Consider the following 18,266-nt stretch of genomic DNA (forward strand, 5'->3'; position numbering starts at 1 on the left):
CGTAACGACCGTGATCTTGGCCCTCCCCCTCGCCGAGGCGGGGGCTCAGTCCCAGCTGCCGAGCGCGGTCTCCGCGTTCGCCCACACCGCCTCGGCGAGGTCACCGGCGTCCATCCCCCGCACCTCGGCGAGCATCCTGGCCGTGATCGGGGTGAGGTAGGGGCCGCCGGGCTTGCCGCGGTAGGGATGAGGGGTGAGGAAGGGGGCGTCGGTCTCCGTGAGGAGGAGCTCGAGCGGGGCGCTCGCGGCGGCCCGGCGCAGCTCATCGGCGTTCTTGAACGTGATGTTGCCGGCAAAGGACATGAAGTAGCCGTGCTCGGCGCATTCGCGGGCCATCGCCTCGTCGCCGGAGAAGCAGTGGAAGATCGTCACCTCGGGCGCCCCCTCCTCGCGGAGGATGCGCAGGACGTCGGCATGGGCCTCACGATCGTGGATCTGCAGGGCCCGGCCGGTCCGCTTGGCGATCTCGATATGCGCCCGGAACGACCGCTGCTGCTGCCCGATGCCGTCCTCACCGGTGCGGAAGTAGTCGAGGCCGGTCTCCCCGACCACGCGCATCCGGTCCTCACTCGTCACAAGCGCCTCGATCTCGGTGAGCGCATCGTCGAGGAGGCCGCGCTCTGCCAGCCGCGGGGCCTCGTTCGGGTGGAGCGCCGCTCCCCCGAGCATCCACGTCCGCCCGGTGACAGGCGGTGTCGGCACGCGGGCGGCGACGGCCGGGTCGACGTTCGCCGCGGCGGCCAGGGCCGCATTCCCCTGCCCGGCGTACTGGGAGGCGACGAGCGCGGTCGTCCAGCGGGCAGCGGGCAGGTCGCAGCCGATCTGGACGATCCGGCGCACTCCGGCCGCCTCGGCGGTGTCGAAGAAGAAGTCGAGATCGGGGAACTCCTCGTCCTCGGACGGGGTGACCTCCGGGGAGGGTTCGCCGGCACCGAGCGGCAGGCGCACGCCCGTGCCGATGTCGAGGTGGGTGTGGGTGTCGACGATCGGGTGGGGCAGCGGTTCGGGCACCGGCGGGTACGTTCCGGCAGCGCGCGAGGCCATTACTCCGTCTCCTCCACGAACTTCGGGAACACCGGTTCGGGCTTGGGCAGCGGGGTGCCGGGCACGAGTGGGAAGTCGATGGCCGCGAACGAGCGGGGGTCGACGTCGGCGGCCGACACCCCGCCCTCGGCGGTCTCAGCGGCGGCCGGGGCGATGCCGGCACCGGCGAATCCCGCTCCGGCGGCGACGCCGACCGCGGCACTCGCGGTCACGGTGTCCATCACCTCGGCACCGGTGCCGGTCTCGATCGCGGTGGGCAGGACTTTCGCGCCCGCCTCGGCGGAATCCTTCGGCGACGCCGAGGAGGTCGAGGATCCTCCCTGCGGATTCGGGCATGACGGGCTGGATGAGGATCGAGACGATGCGCACGACCTCGATCGTCACCCAGAGGACGGTGGCCATGCGCTCGGGGTCGGTCTTCTTCAGCTTCCAGGGCTCCTGCGCGGAGAAGTAGCGGTTGGCCTCGGTGAGCACCTTCCAGCACGCGTCGACGTAGAGGTGGAGGCTCTGGGTGTCGACGTGCCGGCGGGCGGTCTCCAGGGTGCCGCGGGCGAGGGAGAGCAGGGACTCGTCCGCCTCGGTGAGGTCGCCGGGCTGCGGCACCTGTCCGTCGCAGTTCTTCGCGATCATCGACAGCGAGCGCTGGGCGAGGTTGCCGTACTCGTTGGCGAGGTCGGCGTTCTTGCGGGTGATGATCGAGTCCTTCGTGTACGAGCCGTCCTGGCCGTAGGAGAACTCGCGGAAGAGGAAGAAGCGGACGGTGTCGAGACCGAACGCGTCGACGAGGTCGATGGGGTCGACAACGTTGCCGACGGACTTCGACATCTTCTCCCCGGCGTTGAAGAGGAAGCCGTGGGCGTGGACGCGACGGGGCAGCTCGATGCCTGCGGACATGAGGAACGCGGGCCAGTAGACGCTGTGGAAGCGGATGATGTCCTTGCCGATGATGTGGACGTCGGCGGGCCACCACTTGGCAAACGCCTCGGTGTCGTCGGGGAAGCCGGCGGCGGTGAGGTAGTTCGTCAAGGCGTCGATCCACACGTACATGACGTGCTTGTCGTTGCCGGGCACGGGCACGCCCCAGTCGAAGGTCGTGCGCGAGATCGAGAGGTCCTTGAGGCCGGAGGCGACGAACGAGGCGACCTCGTTGCGGCGGGAGTCGGGGCCGAGGAACTCGGGGTGATCGCGGTAGAGCTCGAGGAGGGGCTCCTGGTACTTCGAGAGACGGAAGAAGTAAGACTCCTCCTCCGTCCAGGTCACCTCGGTGCGGGTCTCCTTCGACAGGCGCACGCCGTCGACGACCTCGGTCTCGTCCTCGGTGTAGAACGCCTCGTCGCGCACCGAGTACCAGCCCGAGTACGAGTCGAGGTAGATGTCACCGGCCTCTTCGAGCCGACGCCAGATCTCCTGCGAGGCGGCGTAGTGGTCGGGGTCGGTGGTCCGGATGAACCGGTCGAAGGTCGAGCCGAGCGCGAGCTGCGTGTCGCGGAAGTTCTTCGCGTTGTCGTCAGCGAGCTCTTTCGGCGTGATCCCCAGCCTGTTCGCCGCCTGGAGCATCTTGAGGCCGTGTTCGTCGGTGCCGGTGGCGAAGAACACGTCGTGGTTGTCGAGGCGCTTGAACCGCGCGATCGTGTCGGCGGCGATGTACTCGTACGCGTGCCCGATGTGGATGGCCCCATTGGGGTAGGCGATGGCTGTTGTCACGTAGTAACCCATAGGCAACTCAGTCTAGAGGACGCGCGACGCACCGCTTGCCGCGGTTCGGCTCGTGGGCAGGGGCGACGTGGGGACGCGCGGGGTGGCGCGGGTGGTGGCGGTATGGCGGGGTGGTGCGGGTGCCGGGGCCCGCAGGCGGCGAGCCGCTGCGCCGGGGGTGCCGGGGCCCGCAGGCGGCGAGCCGCTGCGCCGGGGGTGCCGGGGCCAAACGCCCCCGAGCCAAGAGCCCTCGGCCCGAAGTGAGTCGCATTCCGCCCGATCGGTCGGCTTCCGCCACCCGTTGGCGGCAACGATTCACTTTCCGCCCGATCGGTCGGAATGCGAACCGACTGATCGGGCGGAAAGTGAATCGAACGACCGCACCGGTCCGAGTCCACCGTGCTGCCGAGCCCATCTGCCCGGCCGACCCGCCGTCAGGCAGCGACCGCTGCGCCCTACAGCCGGGTCGGCTCGGTCCGGAACTCCATGAGCCTCGGCGCCTGTTCGAAGAGCTTGAGGGAGAAGGCAGTCGGATTGATGACCTCGCGGAAGCTGAAGTGGATCACGGTGAAGCCCATCGACAGCAGCATGTTCTGCTGGTAGCTCTCCTTCTTCAGCACGTCTCGGCTGAAGTCGACGTACTTGACCGTACCGTCGATCGCCAGCGCGGTCCGGGTCTGCCGGTGGAGGAAGTCGAGGCGGGTGAGGAAGTCCCCGTCGTGGAAGACGTTCCGCTGTTGGGCGAAGTCGTGCAGCCCGAGCCGGTGGAGGTTGAGCGAGCAGCAGCTCTCCGCGTAGCTCTCGGACAGCGGACTGACGATGCCGAGAACGGTCAGTGCCCTCTTCGTACCCCGGGTCAGGCGGTGTGCAGCCGGGACGAACTCGGACTCGACCACCTCGCGTCCGAACTCGAACAGGCGATCCGGGTCCGTCATCCCCAATCGGGCGTTGCCTTTGGCTGCGAGCACCTGCGACCGCACCGCGGAGTCGAGTGCGGCCAGACCCGCGATGGGCCCTCCGACCTCGATGAGGTCCAGACCCGTGCGCGCCGCGGTGGTCACCGGCACGCCGCTTCGCACCGTCCGGTCGTCGTCCGGGATCGCCCGTCGTCGCCGCGAGACCGCAGAACTGGTCGAAGTGGAGCTCGGGTGGGCGATGGTCAGCGGCTCGAGCGGCAGGTCGAACATCGGAAGCTCGTGGAGCACTGCGGCCGAGGTGCCGACGACCGCGTCATCGGGCCGATAGTGCGGATAGTGAATGGCCTTCAGCCTGGCCACGTGGGCGGCGAACTTCCGATCCTCGGCCCTCTGCCGGCGCGTCGTGGTGCGGAAGTAGTCCGTCCACGCAGCGTCGGTGATGAGCGAGCGGATGCGCTCATGCCGCGGCTTCTCGCACTCGGACACGATCGAGTAGACACCCGGGCTTAGCCGCAGGAGGCAGCAGTCCGTGGCGCGGCTGATCTCTGTGTTCGACACGCCTGCGGCCGTGAGGTCATCCCTGCGAACGACGTTGCATCTGAGTTCGACCCTCTCATCCATCACAGCAGATTCGCCGCCTCAGCTCGCACTCACAAGAATCGATCGGAGACCTGTGGATCCGGGCCCAATGTCCACAGCGCTCACGCACACGGGTGCGGGAACCGTCCACACGCCGATGCCCATGAGTCGCCACACGCCCGAGCCGCCGGACGACGCGACCGTCCTCCGCCGAAACGAGTCAGTTTCCGCCCGATCGGTCGGTTCGAAACCCGACCAAACGGGCGGAAAGTGGTTCACAGCAGTCCCGGGAGCGTGAGCCAGAGCAGTGCGGAGACAGTGAGCCGTTCACACCGACCTGAGCACGGGTCGACGCACAGCCGTCCGCACGCAAGTCACCGCTTACTCGCGGTGGAGCCAGGCCTCGTAGATCTCGCGCTTGGACAGACCGAAGCGCTTCGCGATCTGCCCGGCCGCCTCCTTCGCCCTCACCCCTGATGCGACGAGGTTCTCCATCTCGCCGAGGTGGTCCTCCGGAGCCGTCTCCACCTCGGTGGCGCCGGCGAGGACGAGGGTGAGCTCGCCGCGCAGACCGTCGGCGGCGAGGTCCCGCAGCGAGCCGACGGTTCCGCGCAGGGTCTCCTCGAAGGTCTTCGTCAGCTCCCGGCTGATGCTCATCGGGCGGTCGGGACCGATGACGGCGAGCAGGTCGTCCATCGTCTCGGCGATCCGGTGCGGGCTCTCGAAGAAGACCATCGTGCGCTTCTCACTCGCGAGCTCCTCGAACAGAGCAGTGCGCGCCCCCGATTTGCGCGGGATGAAACCCTCGAAGCTGAAGCGATCGCTCGGCAGGCCCGAGACCGCAAGCGCCATGAGCACCGCGGACGGCCCGGGTGTCGCGGTGATCGGCAGCCCCGCCTCGGCGCAGGCCCTGACGACCCGATACCCGGGATCGGAGACCGCGGGCATTCCCGCGTCGCTGAGGAGGACGACCGTCCGGCCGTCGCGGATGAGGTCGACGATCTCCGGCGCCCGCCCCGCCTCGTTGTGGTCGAAGACGCTGATGACGCGCTTCGTGTGGCTCAGTCCCAGCCGCTGGGCAAGCGAAAGGAACCGACGGGTGTCCTCGGCGGCGATGACATCGGCGGTTTCGATCGCCTGCCGCATCCGCGGTCCCGCATCGCCGAGGTTGCCGATCGGAGTCCCGACGAGGATGAGTCCCCCGCCGGTGCCGTCGAGGAGCCGAGGGCCTGAGGACTGTTCTGCGTTCGGGGCTCCGTCATCGTCAATGCCCGCCGCAGGCGTGTCGGTCTCCGGCGACTGCTCGCCTGCCGCAGCGGTCGAGCCGTCCCCGGCCGCACGCGCCTCGTCGGTCGCGCCGTCAGCGTTCGCCGGGGCCGTGTCGTCTGCGCTCGCCAGGGTTGAGCCGTCAAGGCTCGCAGCGCTCATGCCTGGATCAGTCGATGCGTCCGCGCGGCCCGCATCGCTCGAGCGCGGATTGAGTCGGCTGCTCAACTGTAGGACGACGACGAGCCAAAGAACACGAGCGCAAACATCCCTAGATACGCGAGGATGATAAACAACCAAGCGAGGATCCAGAGGGCGGTGCCGATGTAGCCGACCCAGAGGGCGGCGACAGCCATGCCGTCTCCGCGTTCGCCGCGTTCACGGATCTGCTTGCGCGCGATGTGTCCCATGACGATGCCGGCGATGCCTGCGATGAAGAAGCTCGAGACGACGCCGAAGATCGAGGCGACGAGCGCGATGATTGCCAGAGTGTTGTTCGGGGGCAGCGCCTGGTAGGCGACTCCCGCGTTGCCGTAGCTCGACGCCGCGTTGTAGTTCGCCGCCTGGTAGCTGTTCGAGCTGTAGCTGCCGGCAGGCTGCCCGGACTGGGGCTGCTGGTAGTACATGTCTGGGTTGTTCCAGTTGTTCTGGCTGCTCATGTCTTCTCTCCTCGGGGTCACTACCAACGGTACAGACGCGGACGACGAGGCAAAAGGCGAGCGTGTTGCAATCCTGCATCGTCGTCGCAGTCCACACAGGCGAACACAGCACAGTCAACTCAGGCAAACACGGGCAGGAGGTCGCGCCGGTCCGCCCACCGGTTCAGGACGTCATGCGCCAGATCATGAGGTCGTCGACAGCAGCGCGAGAATGCCGACGCCGACGACCGCGGCAACGATGATGGCGAGGAGGCCGAGCCCGATGCTGATGTATCCCATGATGAGGCCGGCCATCGCCTGCCCTCGGCCGTCTTCTCCGGAGCGTTTGATCTGGCCCAGGGAGACGTGGCCGAAGATCACCGCGAGGAACGGGGCGATCCAGAGGAACATGAGGATGAAACTGAAGAACCACCCGATGAACGGAATCATCGACAGCAGTCCGCAGACGAACCCGCCCGCCAATCCGATGATGCCCATCCACATCGCCCAACCGGCGAGGCCGTTCAACTTGCGGTAGACGACCATCGGCGTTCCGTACGTGCCGTGGGTGACCGGCTGGCTGTAGGACGCCGGCTGAACCGAATACGGCTGCCCGCCCGATGGTCCCACCGAATCGAGGTACTGACCGTAGTCGGTGTACTGCCCACCGCCGTACCCGGCCTGCGACGGGTCGCCATACCCGCTCTGACCGTATCCGGCCTGGCCGGAGCCGTACCCGGCCTGGCCGGAGCCGTAGGGCGACGGGGAGGCCCCAGCCCCCGAGCCGAACTGCTGCGATCCCACCTGCGGAGGATCGCTCGGGCGGTAGTCCGGGTTGTTCGACACTCTCATCACCGTCTTCGCTCGTGTGCTGGGGCGCTCGCACCCGTACCGGTGCGATAGCCGTAGTCTCCACCCTAACCGCCCCGGCTCTCCCGCGGTACCGTCAGCCCGGCCACTCCGCTCCGCGTGCACGGAGCTCAGCACGCCCGGAGCCTGCCCGCCCGCAGAGGTCTTGCTCCGCTCCTGGCACTCCTCGGACACGACGCATCCGAGGCTGAGCGGCTTCCGAGTGTCCGCACCCTAGACTTGGCCGTGATGACAGCACCCGCAGATCCCCCGACGCCGAGGCGACCGACCGATCCCCGATCCGGTTCGACTTCCCCGTCCGCCCCGCACCCGACCGCGGAGGCGACAGCGTCGACCCCGGGCCCCACAACAGCGTCGACCTCGAACTCCACGGCCGCGACGAGCCCGAGCTCCACAAACTCTGCCCCAGCCGCAGCCACCGCCACGAAGGACCGTCAGCCCGCGTCGGGCCGGATCGCCAAGGAGGAGCGGGCCCGCCGCCGCGAGCAGATCCTCGCCGGCGCCGCCGCGCTGCGCCGGAAGTCCTTCACCGCCGGCATGTGGGCGACGCGGGCGCCGGTCTGGATGTGGCCGACCCTCATCGTCATCACCGTCATCAGCGGCATCCTGCGCCTCTTCCGGCTCGAATTCCCCGGCCGCCTCATCTTCGACGAGACGTACTACGTCAAAGACTCGTACTCGATGATCACCTACGGATACGAGCGCTCCTGGCCCGAGAACGCCGACGCCTCCTTCAACGCCGGCGACCCGAGCGTCATCGGGTCGGCGCCGGCGTACGTCGTCCATCCGCCGCTGGGCAAATGGGTGATCGGGCTCGGCATCGATCTCTTCGGCGCCGACGATTCCTTCGGCTGGCGATTCTCCGTCGCCGTCGTCGGCACGCTCACGGTCTTCCTCATGGGGCTTGTCGCCTGGAAGCTCTTCCGCTCCGCGTTCTTCGCGTGTGCGGCGGCGGTCCTCCTCTCGATCGACGGCGAGCACTTCGTCCATTCCCGCACGAGCCTGCTCGACATCGTGCTCATGGCCTTCATCCTCCTCGCCTTCTGGTTCATCCTCCTCGACCGCGAGCAGGTGACGAAACGCCTGGCCCGCTGGGCAGCCGACACCACGGACGGCGTTCCCGTGGCCGCCCGCGGCCGCCGGTCCGCCGATGCCGAGCGCGCGGACCTCATCAACTTCGGCCCCCGCCTCGGCGTGCGTCCCTGGCTCATCGCCGCCGGCATCACGCTGGGCATGGCGATGGGCGTGAAATGGTCGGGCCTCTACGCGCTCGCGGCCTTCGGCATCCTCGTCGTCGCGTGGGACGTCCACTCGCGCTACCGGGCCGGCGTCGTCCATCCGTGGCTCGGTGCCCTCATCCGCGACAGCGTCCCGTCGTTCCTCAAGCTCGTGCCCACGGCGCTCATCACCTATATCGCGACGTGGACCGGGTGGATCCTCTCCGACGACGCATGGAACCGGCAGTGGGCGGCCGAGACCCCCGGCTGGTGGCAGGCCCTGCCCTCGTGGCTCGACTGGCTGCCCTCGCTCGCGCAGTACCACTACACCGCGTACTCCTTCCACGTCGGCCTCGACGCCGAGCACCCCTACATGTCGAACCCCTGGGGCTGGATCGTCCAATGGCGGCCGACCTCGTTCTACTACGAATCGCTCAGCCGCGGCGACCTCGGCTGCGCGGCGGCGAAGTGCTCCTCGGCGATCACCTCGGTGGGCAATCCCGTGATCTGGGGACTCGCCCCTGTCGCGCTCCTCATCGTCCTCGCCGCGTGGATCGTGCGCCGCGACGTCCGCGCCGGCGTCATCCTCTCCGGAATCGCTGCGACCTGGCTGCCGTGGTTCGCCTACCAGGACCGGACGATCTTCACCTTCTACACGATCGTCATGGTCCCCTTCGTCGTCCTCGCGCTCGTCTACTGCCTCACCCTCCTCTGGGGCCGTCGCACCCCGAACCCGCCCTTCGCCCCGCAGATCCGCACGTCGACCATGCCCGTCCCCTCCCCCGCCGAGGCGGTTCCCACCACCGAGCCGAACCCGACGTCCGCCGCCGCTGCCTCTGGTCCCGCCGAGGCGGCCGCCACCGACTCCGACGCACCGACCACGCCACCGACCGACGACCAGCCTGCGTCGCCGACGCACCGCGGGCGCCTGGGCTCGCGCCCCCCGTGGCCGCTGCTCGGCCGCCGACTCGCCGTCGGCGCAGTCCTCGCCGCAGCCGTCCTCGCCTTCGCGTACTTCTGGCCGATCTACACCGGCGAGGTCATCCCCTTCGAGGCGTGGAACAACCGGATGTGGAACGTCACCTGGCGCTGATCTGAACCGGACATGACCTCGTCGTCTGTCCGACACCGATCGTTCACCTCCCGGACACGACCCGTCGTTAGCGTCGGGGCATTGTGACTGACGAAGCGACACTGAACCACCCAGCACCCACCTCGGCGAATCCCTCTTCGGATACCGGCCCCGGACCAGGGGTCGTCGCCATCATTCCCGCCCGTGGAGGATCCAAGGGGATCCCGCTGAAGAACCTCCAGAAGGTCGCCGGCGTCTCCCTCCTCGCCCGTGCGATCAACGCGGCGAAGGCCACGCCGAGCATCGACCGGGTCGTCGTCTCGACCGACCATGAGGGCATCGCCGCCGAGGCGGTCCGGGCCGGCGCCGAGGTGTCGCACCGTCCCGCAGAGATCGCCGGGGACACGGCGACGAGCGAATCGGCGATCATCCACACCCTCGGCGACCTCGGTGAGGACTACGGGGTGACGGTCTTCCTCCAGTGCACCTCGCCGTTCATCGACTCGGCGTCGATCGACAACGCCGTGTGCCGAGTCCGCGACGACGAGGACGACGTCGTCTTCTCAGCTGTCGAGGACCACTCGTTCCTCTGGCGCCTCGGCGACGACGGGGAGGCGGTCTCCGTCGGCCATGACAAGGCGTTCCGTCCGCGCCGGCAGGACCGCACCAAGCACTACAACGAGACCGGAGCGTTCTACGTCATGCGCACCGCGGGACTGCTCGAATCCGGTCACCGCTTCTTCGGCCGGGTCGGCATCGAAGAGGTCCCGCCCGAGCATGCGAGAGAGATCGACGACATGTCCGACCTCACCCTCGTCCGCGCGATCGCCTCGACGCAGGAGACCGCGCAGGTCATCGACGTCGATGCGCTGGTGACCGATTTCGACGGGGTCCACACCGACGACGGTGCCTACGTCGACGAGGACGGCAATGAGCACGTCCGCGTCCACAGGGGCGACGGAATGGGGGTCTCACGCTTGGCGAAAGCAGGTTTCCCTGTCATGATTCTCTCAAAGGAACGCAACCCCGTGGTCACCCGCAGGGCGGAGAAACTTCATATTGGCGTAACCCAGGGTGTCGACAATAAGTCGGAGGTCCTGCAGTCGTGGATCGACGAGCAGGGCCTGGACGCAGCACGCGTGGCCTATGTCGGCAACGACATCAACGACCTCGAAGCCTTCGACGTCGTCGGCTGGCCCATCGCCGTCGCGGACGCCCACCCCAAGGTGCTCGCGGCAGCCCGAGTGGTCCTCGACCGACCGGGCGGGCGGGGTGCGGTCCGGGAGGTCTGCGACCTCATCCCGGTCCGCGCCTGAGACCGCCGTTCGGCTCGGCGCAGAGCCGAAGCCGCCCGGGCCCCGTCACCCCACCGACAACTTCACACGGAACAGCACCACCCACCCCAGCGCGGAGGCATCGCACCGCGTTCGAAACGAAAGCAGGACTCATGACTGATCACATCGCCCCCGTGGCCATCGGCGACCAGCTCGTCGGCCCGGACCAGCCCGTCTACATGATCGGCGAGATCGGCATCAACCACAACGGCGACGTCGAGATCGCCAAGCAGCTCATGGATGCCGCTGCCACCGCAGGCGCTCAGGCCGTGAAGTTCCAGAAGCGCAACCCCGATGTCGCCGTCCCCGAACACCAGAAGTCGAAGATGCGTCAGACCCCGTGGGGCGAGATGACCTACCTCGACTACAAGTTCCGCGTCGAGTTCGAGAAGGACGAGTACCAGGAGATCGACCGGTACGCGAAGGAACTCGGACTGCAATGGTTCGCCTCGCCGTGGGACACCGACTCCGTCGACTTCCTCGAGAACGAGTTCGACGCCCTCACCTACAAGGTCGCCTCGGCGTCGCTGACCGACTTCGAGCTGCTGCGTGCGATCGCCGCGACGGGCAAGCCCGTGCTCTGCTCCTCGGGCATGTCCGACTGGGCGACGCTCGACGCCGCCGTCGAGGTCTTCGACAAGGACAGGCTCGTCCTCATGCACGCGACCTCGACCTACCCGCTGCCCCCGGAAGAGGTCAACCTCCGCGCGATCCCGGCGATGGTCGAGCGCTACGGCGTGCCCGTCGGCTACTCCGGCCACGAGCTCGGGCTCGAGATCTCGTTCGCCGCGGTCGCCCTCGGCGCCGTCACCGTCGAACGCCACATCACCCTCGATTCGACGATGTGGGGCTCGGACCAGTCGGCGTCGATGGAGCCGCGCGAATTCTCCTCCCTCGTCAAGGGCGTCCGCGTCCTTGAGAAGGCCATGGGCGACGGCGTCAAGCGCGTCATGCCCGGCGAGGAGTCGAAGATCGAATCTCTGCGCAAGGTCACTGCCTGAGCTGAGGCACTGAGCTGAGGCACCGCACTCACGGAACTGCCCCGAAGCCGCACGGCTCCGGGGCAATTCTGCGTCCGTCACCGGGTGCGACGCAGGCGCCGCACGCGCCGCCTCAGTCCCTTCGCCGCCTTGGCCATGGCCGAACGCGCCTCGGCCTGTGCCGTCCTTCCGGCCAGCGAGCGCAGGTCGTTCTCGGCACGCTCGGCACGCGCACGCAACCCGTCCCGCTCATGGGCGAGTTCCCTCGTCGCCGCCGTCGCCTCGTCGACGGCCGACTGCGCGGTCTCGAGCGCCGCCTGTGCCATGTCGCGTTCGGAAGTGACCCGCTCGAGCGTTGCGCGGTCGGCACCCGCCTCTCGGCGCACCCGGGCCAGCGCCCGCGTCTGTGCGACGCCTGCCTCCTCCGATTCGGCGACCGCCGCGAGGTGGAACTCCTCTGCGCGCACGTGGTCTGCGCTCCGGGTCCGGACCGCTCGCCGCGGCCGACCGGACTCCCCCAGAGCGTCCCCAATGGCACGATGATTGTCCCGGGTCACCTCCCAGAACCGCTCCCTCGTCGCCGCGAGGTCCTCCTGCAGGTCGACACCGTAGGAATAGGCGTCCATCACCGCCGCAACGATCCGGTCCGCGAGACCGCGGGCGCGTCGGCCGACGCTGCCGTCGCTCGTGTCCGCACCGCACGCGCCCGTGCCTCGCGCGACGTCAGCGCCCAGCCATCCCGCCTCGGCGGCCCTTTCCTCGGGACCGCCCGCGACCATCCCTTCGGGTCCGACCGGGACGACGAACTCGGGATGGCCGATGTCGTGGGCGAAGTACCCGAGCTTCGCGTGGAGATCGAGCGAGAGAGGGATCGAACCGACCCCGAAGGGGATCATCTGCGCATGACCCCGGCCGCCGAGGACGTAGGGAACGGAGGAGAAGAGTGTGAAGCCTGAGAAGAAGCCGATGTCCGCACCCCACAGGCGGATCTCCTCGACCTCGGGCACCTCCGCGCGGAGACGGCGTGACACCTCGGCGTCGTCAGGATGGAAGGGCACACTGAGGACTCTCCAACCGTCCGCGACGAGCGCGCGGGCGCTGTCGACGACGGCCCGGTGGATCACCTCGGCGTCGTAGCCGGCCGCCTGCTGTCGGCCGTGGACGAGCATCTGGATCGCGATGAGTTTCTCTCGGGGATCCGGTCGGCTCCCCTGCAGCGGTTCGTAGAGCAGACCACCCAGGGTCGTCGGACACGGCTGGAAGTCGATCGGCACCGCTGAGGGACCGAGAAGCGCCGACATCGACGCAATGCTCCCCGAGTTCCGCAGACCGAAGAACACCGACTGCTCACGGACCTGCTCGACGTGGGTGCGGAGAAGATCGTCGAACTCCGGTTGACCGGGGAACCGGTTGTCACCCACGGCGTAGACGATGAGGGGAACCTCGATCCCAGCCAGCGTCTCGGCGGAGATCTTCCACTGCCACCCGGAGAGCCGATTGGGATTCGTGTCCTGGAGGAACAGTCCCCCGCCGCCGATGACGACGGCATCGGCGCGGGCGTTGATCCGGTCGACCAGGCCGCCGTCGACCTCCCGCCGCAGGGCCGCCGCCGAGGTGAACGCCGCCTCACCGTCGAAGGCGCGGAAGGCGTCGCGGACGACGGGGAAGAGCGCTTTGTCCCCGTAGTTGCCCCAAGTCGGGATGTCGAAGTGGAAGAGGTCCGCCATAGAACGACTGTAGTGGACCCGACCGAACGGCAGATGAATGCGCCAGGCCGCTGTCTGCCACCGAACCGTCGACCCAGACAACTGGAATGCGAACTTCGGGTGAATAGCACGCGCAGTCTGGTTCACCGGTCAGTCACCGCGAGTTACCCGACCCTGTCTACCATCGTCTGAGCACATGCACGCGTCGTGCTCCCCCGCGGCCGTGCTCAGCAGCGAAAGGACCCCATGACCACTCCCCTGACCAGCGTCATCATTGCGGCGAAGAACGCCGAACAGACCATAGGGAGCAGTCTCAAGAGCTTGACCATGCAGGGGTTCGCCCCCGATGAGCTGGAAGTCATCGTCGTCAACGACGGCTCGGAGGATCACACGGCCGACGTCATCGCCGAATACGAGAACAGGCTCAACCTGGTGACCATCGAGAATCCCGCGTCGCTCGGAGTCTCGGCATCCCGCAACCTAGCCCTCGAAGCATCGACGGGTCAGACGATCACCTACCTCGACGGTGACGACTGGTATGCGCCGGGACACCTGCGGAAGATGACTGACGCAATCACCGGGCTGGGTGTCGACTTCGTCAAGATCGACTACGTGCTCGTCGAAGGCACGAAGCGCAGCCTCAGTCAGGCGCCCTGTGCCGTCCGGAACCGCGCGCTCAACCCGCGCGACTACATCATGCCGGCGAACATGCCGACGATGGTCGACTATCCGGCCTGCTGGACGGGCATCTTCACCCGCAGCATGGCCGATCGCGGCCTGCTCACCTTCGACCCCGCGCTGCGGACCTGCGAGGACAGGCCGTGGACCTGGCGGCAGCACCTCGAGTCCGATTCGTTCGCCGTCATCAACTCGGCAGGTCTGTGCTACCGCAAGGGGATGTCGACGTCGCTGACCTCGATCTACGACGAAAGGCAGCTGGACTTCATTCCGGCGTTCCGGACCGTCTTCGCGATGCTGGAGAACGACCCGGAGATCGACGAATTCGAGACCAAAGCGGTGAGGAACTTCCTCTCGATCCTCTACCACCAGCTTGTCAGGCGATCGGACCAGATGACGACCGAGGTCAAGCAGAAGCTCCTCGCCGGGGCCACGACGAACGTGAAGATGATCAAGCCCGAGTTGGTCGAGAGGGTGGTCGAAAGATTCGGCGACGACCGGGTTCCGGTCATCGCCCCGGTACTCAGGAGGGCACAGGCATGACACAGCTCATCCAGATCTCGACGCTGTATCAGCTCGCGAACGTTGCTGCGAACATCGATGCGGGCCACTTCGGGCCAGCTGACGAACGCCGCATCCTGGTCGTCGCCAACAACGCCTACGCGCCCGAGATCACACCCTCGGCGACAGATCTTCTCGGCTCCGCGACCCTGCTCAGCCGCTTCGACTCGGTGGTCGACTGGAACGCGGCCATCTGGCCGAGCCACCCCAAGCAGTTCGGGGTCTCGCCCACTCGCGCACCGATCATGCGTGCGCTGCTCGAGCGGCTGTGGTCGTTGTCGCCCGACGAGGACATCTCACTCGTCGTCGAATCGCTGCCCGGTCATCCTGCACACGCACTCACTCAGGTCTTCGCCGACGCACTCATCTCTGTGCACTCCGATGGCCTCATGAGCTATGGACCCATCCGCAACCCACTCGGACGCCCGCTGTGGCAGCGCCTCGAGAACGCCCACTACACCGATCTGCTGCCGGGGGTCATGCCACGCCAGCTCGCCGAACATGCGCCCAATCGCATTGCCCTGACCGTCGACGAGCTGCGACCGGTCATCGAGGAGATGGCTCGTGAATCCGACGAAGCGCTCGAGGCCTCAGGCCTGTCGGAGCCGATCGACGACAGCGCCCTCGTTCTCGGCCAGTATCTCGCAGAGATCGACCTCATCACCGAAGAGGAGGAGATCCAGCTTCACCTCGACATGCTCGACGAGGTGAAGACACGCGGTGTGAGCACGGTGATCTTCAAGCCGCACCCGACCTCGGCCCGAACGGTCGTCGAACCGCTGAGGCGTCGCGCCGAGTCCCTCGGCCTGCGCTTCGTCCTCGCCGATGTTCCCGTCCTCGCCGAGGTGGTGGCCTCGAGGACGCAGCCCCGTCTCGTCGTCTCGTGCTTCTCGACCGGACTGGTGACCACGCAGGCACTGTTCGGAACCGAGACTGCGGCCGTCGGCACGGAACTGCTCCTCGAGCGCATCGCCCCGTATCAGAACAGCAACCGCATCCCGCTGACGATCGTCGACGCGCTCAACCGCGGCGGCTACTCCCTCACCGACCGTCCGAACGGCCGCGGTCTTCGGGACTTCAACGCCCTCATCGACGCCGTCACCTACTGCATGCAGTCGAACATCATGGCGCATCTGCGGGAGCCGGCGATCAGTTTCCTCACGCGTGCTCTCGGGACCGACGACATGGTCTACTTCAAGCGCAAACGCCTCACCCGACTCGACCTGCCGGGCAGTCTCGAAGCGTCGAGCCGCGGGCGGGTCCTGAGGACGGGGAAGCGCTTTCTGCGCAAGAACGCGAAATCGGCGCTGTCGAAGCTCGACAAGCGCGGAATCAAGATCGACGTCGCCAAACTGACCGGACGCCGCTGAGATGCCGCGAACGGCCATCGCCTTCGTCGAATCGCCGTTGCAGTTCCTCTCTGCCCTCGAAGCCCACGACCCCGAGGACGACCTCCTCATCCGGGCGCGGGCGAACGCGAAGGGGATGTCCTCGTTCCTCGACGCCTTCGACCCGGAGTGGCTCCCCGCGAACGTCCGCCTCGAACGCCAGGGGGCGAAGCCGGGGATCCTCCGGTCCCTCAACCCCTCAGTCATCTACCTCGGCGACCCGTGCTCCGGACAGATCCACAAGGCTCTGTCCGTGGCCTACCTCGAGCGGAAGATGCCGCACATCGTCCTCCTCGACGACGGGTTGGCGACCTATTCGACGATCGAGACGCTCGCTGCCAAGCGCGGGCCGCTCGTCCGTCCCAGGCAGAAGCTCAAGGCCCACCGGGCTGTCATGGCCGCCTACATCGCCGACCGTCTGCGCGGCCTGGCGGGTTCCGGACGGCTGCGGTGGCACACCGCGCTGCCGGTGCCGAAGGGACTGCGCACCAAGTTCCTCCGCGCCGGGGGCGAGATCACCCGGCATCGCTTCGAGCATCTGCAGTCGCTGCCGACCGGGGGCGGTCACTCTCGTGACACACCGGTGATCGGCTCCGCTCTCGTCGCCGACGGGCTCATCAGCGAAGCCGACTACCGCAGATGGCTCGACGGTCTCACCGCCGCCGGCCCGATCACCTACTACCCGCACCGGCGTGAGACCGATGAGTTCCTCGAGCGCCTCGGTTCCGACGATCGGGTGCGCATCAAGCACGTGGGGCTGCCGATCGAGCTGCGGCTGATCAACCTTCCCCCGGGATCCGTCATCCGCAGCCTGCCGAGCACGGCCGCGGTCTCGCTGTCGGTGCTCAATCCCGATGTGCGCATCGACGTCACCGAGATTCCGGCGGAATGGTGGACCGGCGCCTCACCCGATAGTCTGCGGAAGTCCCTCAACGCGCGAACGGTCACCGGTGATGTCGATTCCTGATTCCCCCGTCCCCCCACTGGAGCCGGACACGGCCTCACTGCCAGTCGCCGACACCGTAGTGCCCTCGCCCGCCGACAGCCCGTCGGGGGCAGCGCATGCCCACGGCACCGACGAGCAGACGATCCCGTCCGGACACGAACCGATCAGCATCGTCTCCGTCTCCGACAGCGAGTCCTACCTCAAATGGGCGACCCAGCTGCTGAGCACACTGCCCGATGTCGAGGCACACGTCTACCTCGTCGACAATCCGATCCTGCCGACCGACGAGCAGATCGCCAACGCCGTCGCCGACACCGCATGGGAAGGTCACACCATCCCTGTCGTGTCCCGCAGCGAACTCGGAGCAGTGATCTCCCAGCATCGACCGGACATCGTCCTCGGTGCCGCGACGGGCCCGATCGTCGCCCAGCTCTTCCTCACCGCGAGCGCCCTCGAACGACGACCCGCACTCATCTCCGGGCTGCCGGGGATGGGTCTGCCGGCCAGCGGCAAGGGAATGAACTACCGGCGGCTCATGGACGCCTTCCTTGCGCACTCGTTCACCGAGGTGAGCGAATACCGGGCAGTGAGTGCGATGCGACGAGTCCCCGCCGAGATCCTCCTCGGCAGGCTTCCGATGCTCCGCTCGGAATCGCTTCCCGAACCGCCGGCCCCACATTCGCTGTCCGCAACCCCGCGAACGCTCGTCTTCGCCCCACAGGCGAAGGTTCCGGCGAGCGCCGCGCAACGGGAGGCGATCATCGCCGCTCTCGCGGAGTTCGCCGAGCGTCATCCCGAGTCGCGGGCCATCGTCAAGATGCGGTCGCGTCCCGGTGAGCATGAGACCCATCACGAACAGCATTCCTACTTCGACATCATTGCCGACTTCAAGAAGCGCGCAGTTCCCGGGGCCGAGCGGCTCGAGATCGGCTACGGCCCGCTCACGGCGTTCCTCACTCCCGGTGCGGCCCTGGTCACCGTGTCGTCGACAGCCGCTCTCGAGTCGATCGACCGGGGGATCCCGACGCTGCTCATCTCCGACTTCGGGTTCGATCGGGGACTGCTCAACGAGGTCTACGCCGGTTCGGGCGCCGAGGGGACCCTCGCCGACGTTGCGGCCGGGCGGATCGGCTTCCCGGATCGGGTGTGGCTGGCGGAGAACTACTTCCACACCGACGACGGAAGTCTGCGCCGCAGCCTCGGCCTGCTCGCCGTCCGCTCTCGACAGGGGCAGCTGCCCGACAGGCGGAGGTCGGTGTGGAAGCAGAAGCGCATGCTCATGCGTGCCGAGGTCCGGACATTCACACCGACGCCGTTCATCCGGGTGTACCGGAGGATCCGCTACGGCCGCTGAGCGAGCACATCAGCCGACGAA

Annotated in this window: 15 protein-coding genes; 7 read left to right on the top strand and 8 right to left on the bottom strand. The window is 67.7% G+C overall.

From position 1 onward, the window contains the following. Positions 1-45: 45 nt before the first annotated feature. The 7 genes from AC0VYB_RS14045 to AC0VYB_RS14075 all read right to left on the bottom strand — a co-directional run bounded on the left by AC0VYB_RS14045 (position 46) and on the right by AC0VYB_RS14075 (position 6,991). The gene (locus AC0VYB_RS14045) at positions 46-1,044 is read right to left on the bottom strand and encodes a TatD family hydrolase (protein WP_063249388.1); all 999 of its coding nucleotides are present in this window, start codon (positions 1,042-1,044) and stop codon (positions 46-48) included. After that, complete coding sequence (locus AC0VYB_RS14050) at positions 1,044-1,256, bottom strand: hypothetical protein (RefSeq protein ID WP_475384752.1); 213 nt, start codon at positions 1,254-1,256, stop codon at positions 1,044-1,046. Before AC0VYB_RS14050 ends, AC0VYB_RS14045 begins: the two co-directional genes overlap by 1 nt. Further along, a complete protein-coding gene (gene metG, locus AC0VYB_RS14055; RefSeq protein ID WP_475384753.1) occupies positions 1,180-2,760 on the bottom strand; it encodes a methionine--tRNA ligase in 1,581 nt (526 codons plus the stop codon). The genes AC0VYB_RS14050 and metG overlap by 77 nt, the downstream gene beginning before the upstream one ends. 434 nt (positions 2,761-3,194) lie before the next feature. After that, positions 3,195-4,277: a hypothetical protein gene (locus AC0VYB_RS14060; protein WP_193338265.1), complete on the bottom strand. Its 1,083-nt coding sequence runs from the start codon at positions 4,275-4,277 to the stop codon at positions 3,195-3,197. Positions 4,278-4,616: 339 nt separating this feature from the next. Next, positions 4,617-5,663, bottom strand: a complete 1,047-nt coding sequence (rsmI, locus tag AC0VYB_RS14065; protein ID WP_306460272.1) for a 16S rRNA (cytidine(1402)-2'-O)-methyltransferase — start codon at positions 5,661-5,663, stop codon at positions 4,617-4,619. Between the two features lie 62 nt (positions 5,664-5,725). Further along, the gene (locus AC0VYB_RS14070) at positions 5,726-6,160 is read right to left on the bottom strand and encodes a DUF4190 domain-containing protein (protein ID WP_063250657.1); all 435 of its coding nucleotides are present in this window, start codon (positions 6,158-6,160) and stop codon (positions 5,726-5,728) included. A gap of 183 nt (positions 6,161-6,343) precedes the next feature. Further along, on the bottom strand, positions 6,344-6,991 hold the full coding sequence (locus AC0VYB_RS14075; protein WP_231882263.1) for a DUF4190 domain-containing protein: 648 nt from the start codon (positions 6,989-6,991) through the stop codon (positions 6,344-6,346). Between the two features lie 246 nt (positions 6,992-7,237). Here AC0VYB_RS14075 and AC0VYB_RS14080 point away from each other — a divergent pair, with 246 nt between their 5' ends. From AC0VYB_RS14080 to AC0VYB_RS14090, 3 genes are all read left to right on the top strand, one after another. Then, positions 7,238-9,319 carry a phospholipid carrier-dependent glycosyltransferase gene (locus AC0VYB_RS14080; RefSeq protein ID WP_475384754.1) on the top strand — a complete coding sequence of 694 codons (2,082 nt, stop codon included), beginning with the start codon at positions 7,238-7,240 and terminating at the stop codon, positions 9,317-9,319. A gap of 83 nt (positions 9,320-9,402) precedes the next feature. Beyond that, complete coding sequence (locus tag AC0VYB_RS14085; protein WP_259819626.1) at positions 9,403-10,614, top strand: acylneuraminate cytidylyltransferase; 1,212 nt, start codon at positions 9,403-9,405, stop codon at positions 10,612-10,614. A 131-nt stretch (positions 10,615-10,745) separates the two neighbouring features. Then, a complete protein-coding gene (locus tag AC0VYB_RS14090; protein ID WP_009376254.1) occupies positions 10,746-11,633 on the top strand; it encodes an N-acetylneuraminate synthase family protein in 888 nt (295 codons plus the stop codon). A gap of 77 nt (positions 11,634-11,710) precedes the next feature. On the opposite strand, the gene AC0VYB_RS14095 is transcribed toward AC0VYB_RS14090, so the two are convergent. Further along, positions 11,711-13,339 carry a polysaccharide pyruvyl transferase family protein gene (locus AC0VYB_RS14095; protein WP_259819628.1) on the bottom strand — a complete coding sequence of 543 codons (1,629 nt, stop codon included), beginning with the start codon at positions 13,337-13,339 and terminating at the stop codon, positions 11,711-11,713. A gap of 225 nt (positions 13,340-13,564) precedes the next feature. Here AC0VYB_RS14095 and AC0VYB_RS14100 point away from each other — a divergent pair, with 225 nt between their 5' ends. From AC0VYB_RS14100 to AC0VYB_RS14115, 4 genes are read left to right on the top strand one after another with little or no spacing between them, the layout of a single operon-like run. Continuing rightward, a complete protein-coding gene (locus tag AC0VYB_RS14100; protein ID WP_063250664.1) occupies positions 13,565-14,539 on the top strand; it encodes a glycosyltransferase family 2 protein in 975 nt (324 codons plus the stop codon). Further along, positions 14,536-15,927 (top strand): polysialyltransferase family glycosyltransferase, encoded by a 1,392-nt coding sequence (locus tag AC0VYB_RS14105; protein ID WP_009376257.1) that lies wholly within the window; start codon positions 14,536-14,538, stop codon positions 15,925-15,927. The genes AC0VYB_RS14100 and AC0VYB_RS14105 overlap by 4 nt, the downstream gene beginning before the upstream one ends. A gap of 1 nt (position 15,928) precedes the next feature. Continuing rightward, entirely contained in the window at positions 15,929-16,912 is a 984-nt protein-coding gene (locus tag AC0VYB_RS14110; protein ID WP_259819630.1) for a polysialyltransferase family glycosyltransferase, read from the top strand. Further along, a complete protein-coding gene (locus AC0VYB_RS14115; protein WP_167560455.1) occupies positions 16,899-18,245 on the top strand; it encodes a DUF6716 putative glycosyltransferase in 1,347 nt (448 codons plus the stop codon). The genes AC0VYB_RS14110 and AC0VYB_RS14115 overlap by 14 nt, the downstream gene beginning before the upstream one ends. The last annotated feature ends 21 nt before the right edge of the window (positions 18,246-18,266 follow it).

This window comes from Brevibacterium sp. Z349TD_9 (genome assembly GCF_056173565.1).

Coding starts and splice junctions, on each gene's coding strand:
- AC0VYB_RS14060 (WP_193338265.1), bottom strand. CDS start 4,277: ATGGATGAGAGGGTCGAACTCAGATGCAACGTCGTTCGCAGGGATGAC.
- AC0VYB_RS14045 (WP_063249388.1), bottom strand. CDS start 1,044: ATGGCCTCGCGCGCTGCCGGAACGTACCCGCCGGTGCCCGAACCGCTG.
- AC0VYB_RS14080 (WP_475384754.1), top strand. CDS start 7,238: ATGACAGCACCCGCAGATCCCCCGACGCCGAGGCGACCGACCGATCCC.
- AC0VYB_RS14095 (WP_259819628.1), bottom strand. CDS start 13,339: ATGGCGGACCTCTTCCACTTCGACATCCCGACTTGGGGCAACTACGGG.
- AC0VYB_RS14110 (WP_259819630.1), top strand. CDS start 15,929: ATGCCGCGAACGGCCATCGCCTTCGTCGAATCGCCGTTGCAGTTCCTC.
- AC0VYB_RS14115 (WP_167560455.1), top strand. CDS start 16,899: ATGTCGATTCCTGATTCCCCCGTCCCCCCACTGGAGCCGGACACGGCC.
- AC0VYB_RS14070 (WP_063250657.1), bottom strand. CDS start 6,160: ATGAGCAGCCAGAACAACTGGAACAACCCAGACATGTACTACCAGCAG.
- AC0VYB_RS14090 (WP_009376254.1), top strand. CDS start 10,746: ATGACTGATCACATCGCCCCCGTGGCCATCGGCGACCAGCTCGTCGGC.
- metG (WP_475384753.1), bottom strand. CDS start 2,760: ATGGGTTACTACGTGACAACAGCCATCGCCTACCCCAATGGGGCCATC.
- rsmI (WP_306460272.1), bottom strand. CDS start 5,663: ATGAGCGCTGCGAGCCTTGACGGCTCAACCCTGGCGAGCGCAGACGAC.
- AC0VYB_RS14075 (WP_231882263.1), bottom strand. CDS start 6,991: ATGAGAGTGTCGAACAACCCGGACTACCGCCCGAGCGATCCTCCGCAG.
- AC0VYB_RS14105 (WP_009376257.1), top strand. CDS start 14,536: ATGACACAGCTCATCCAGATCTCGACGCTGTATCAGCTCGCGAACGTT.
- AC0VYB_RS14100 (WP_063250664.1), top strand. CDS start 13,565: ATGACCACTCCCCTGACCAGCGTCATCATTGCGGCGAAGAACGCCGAA.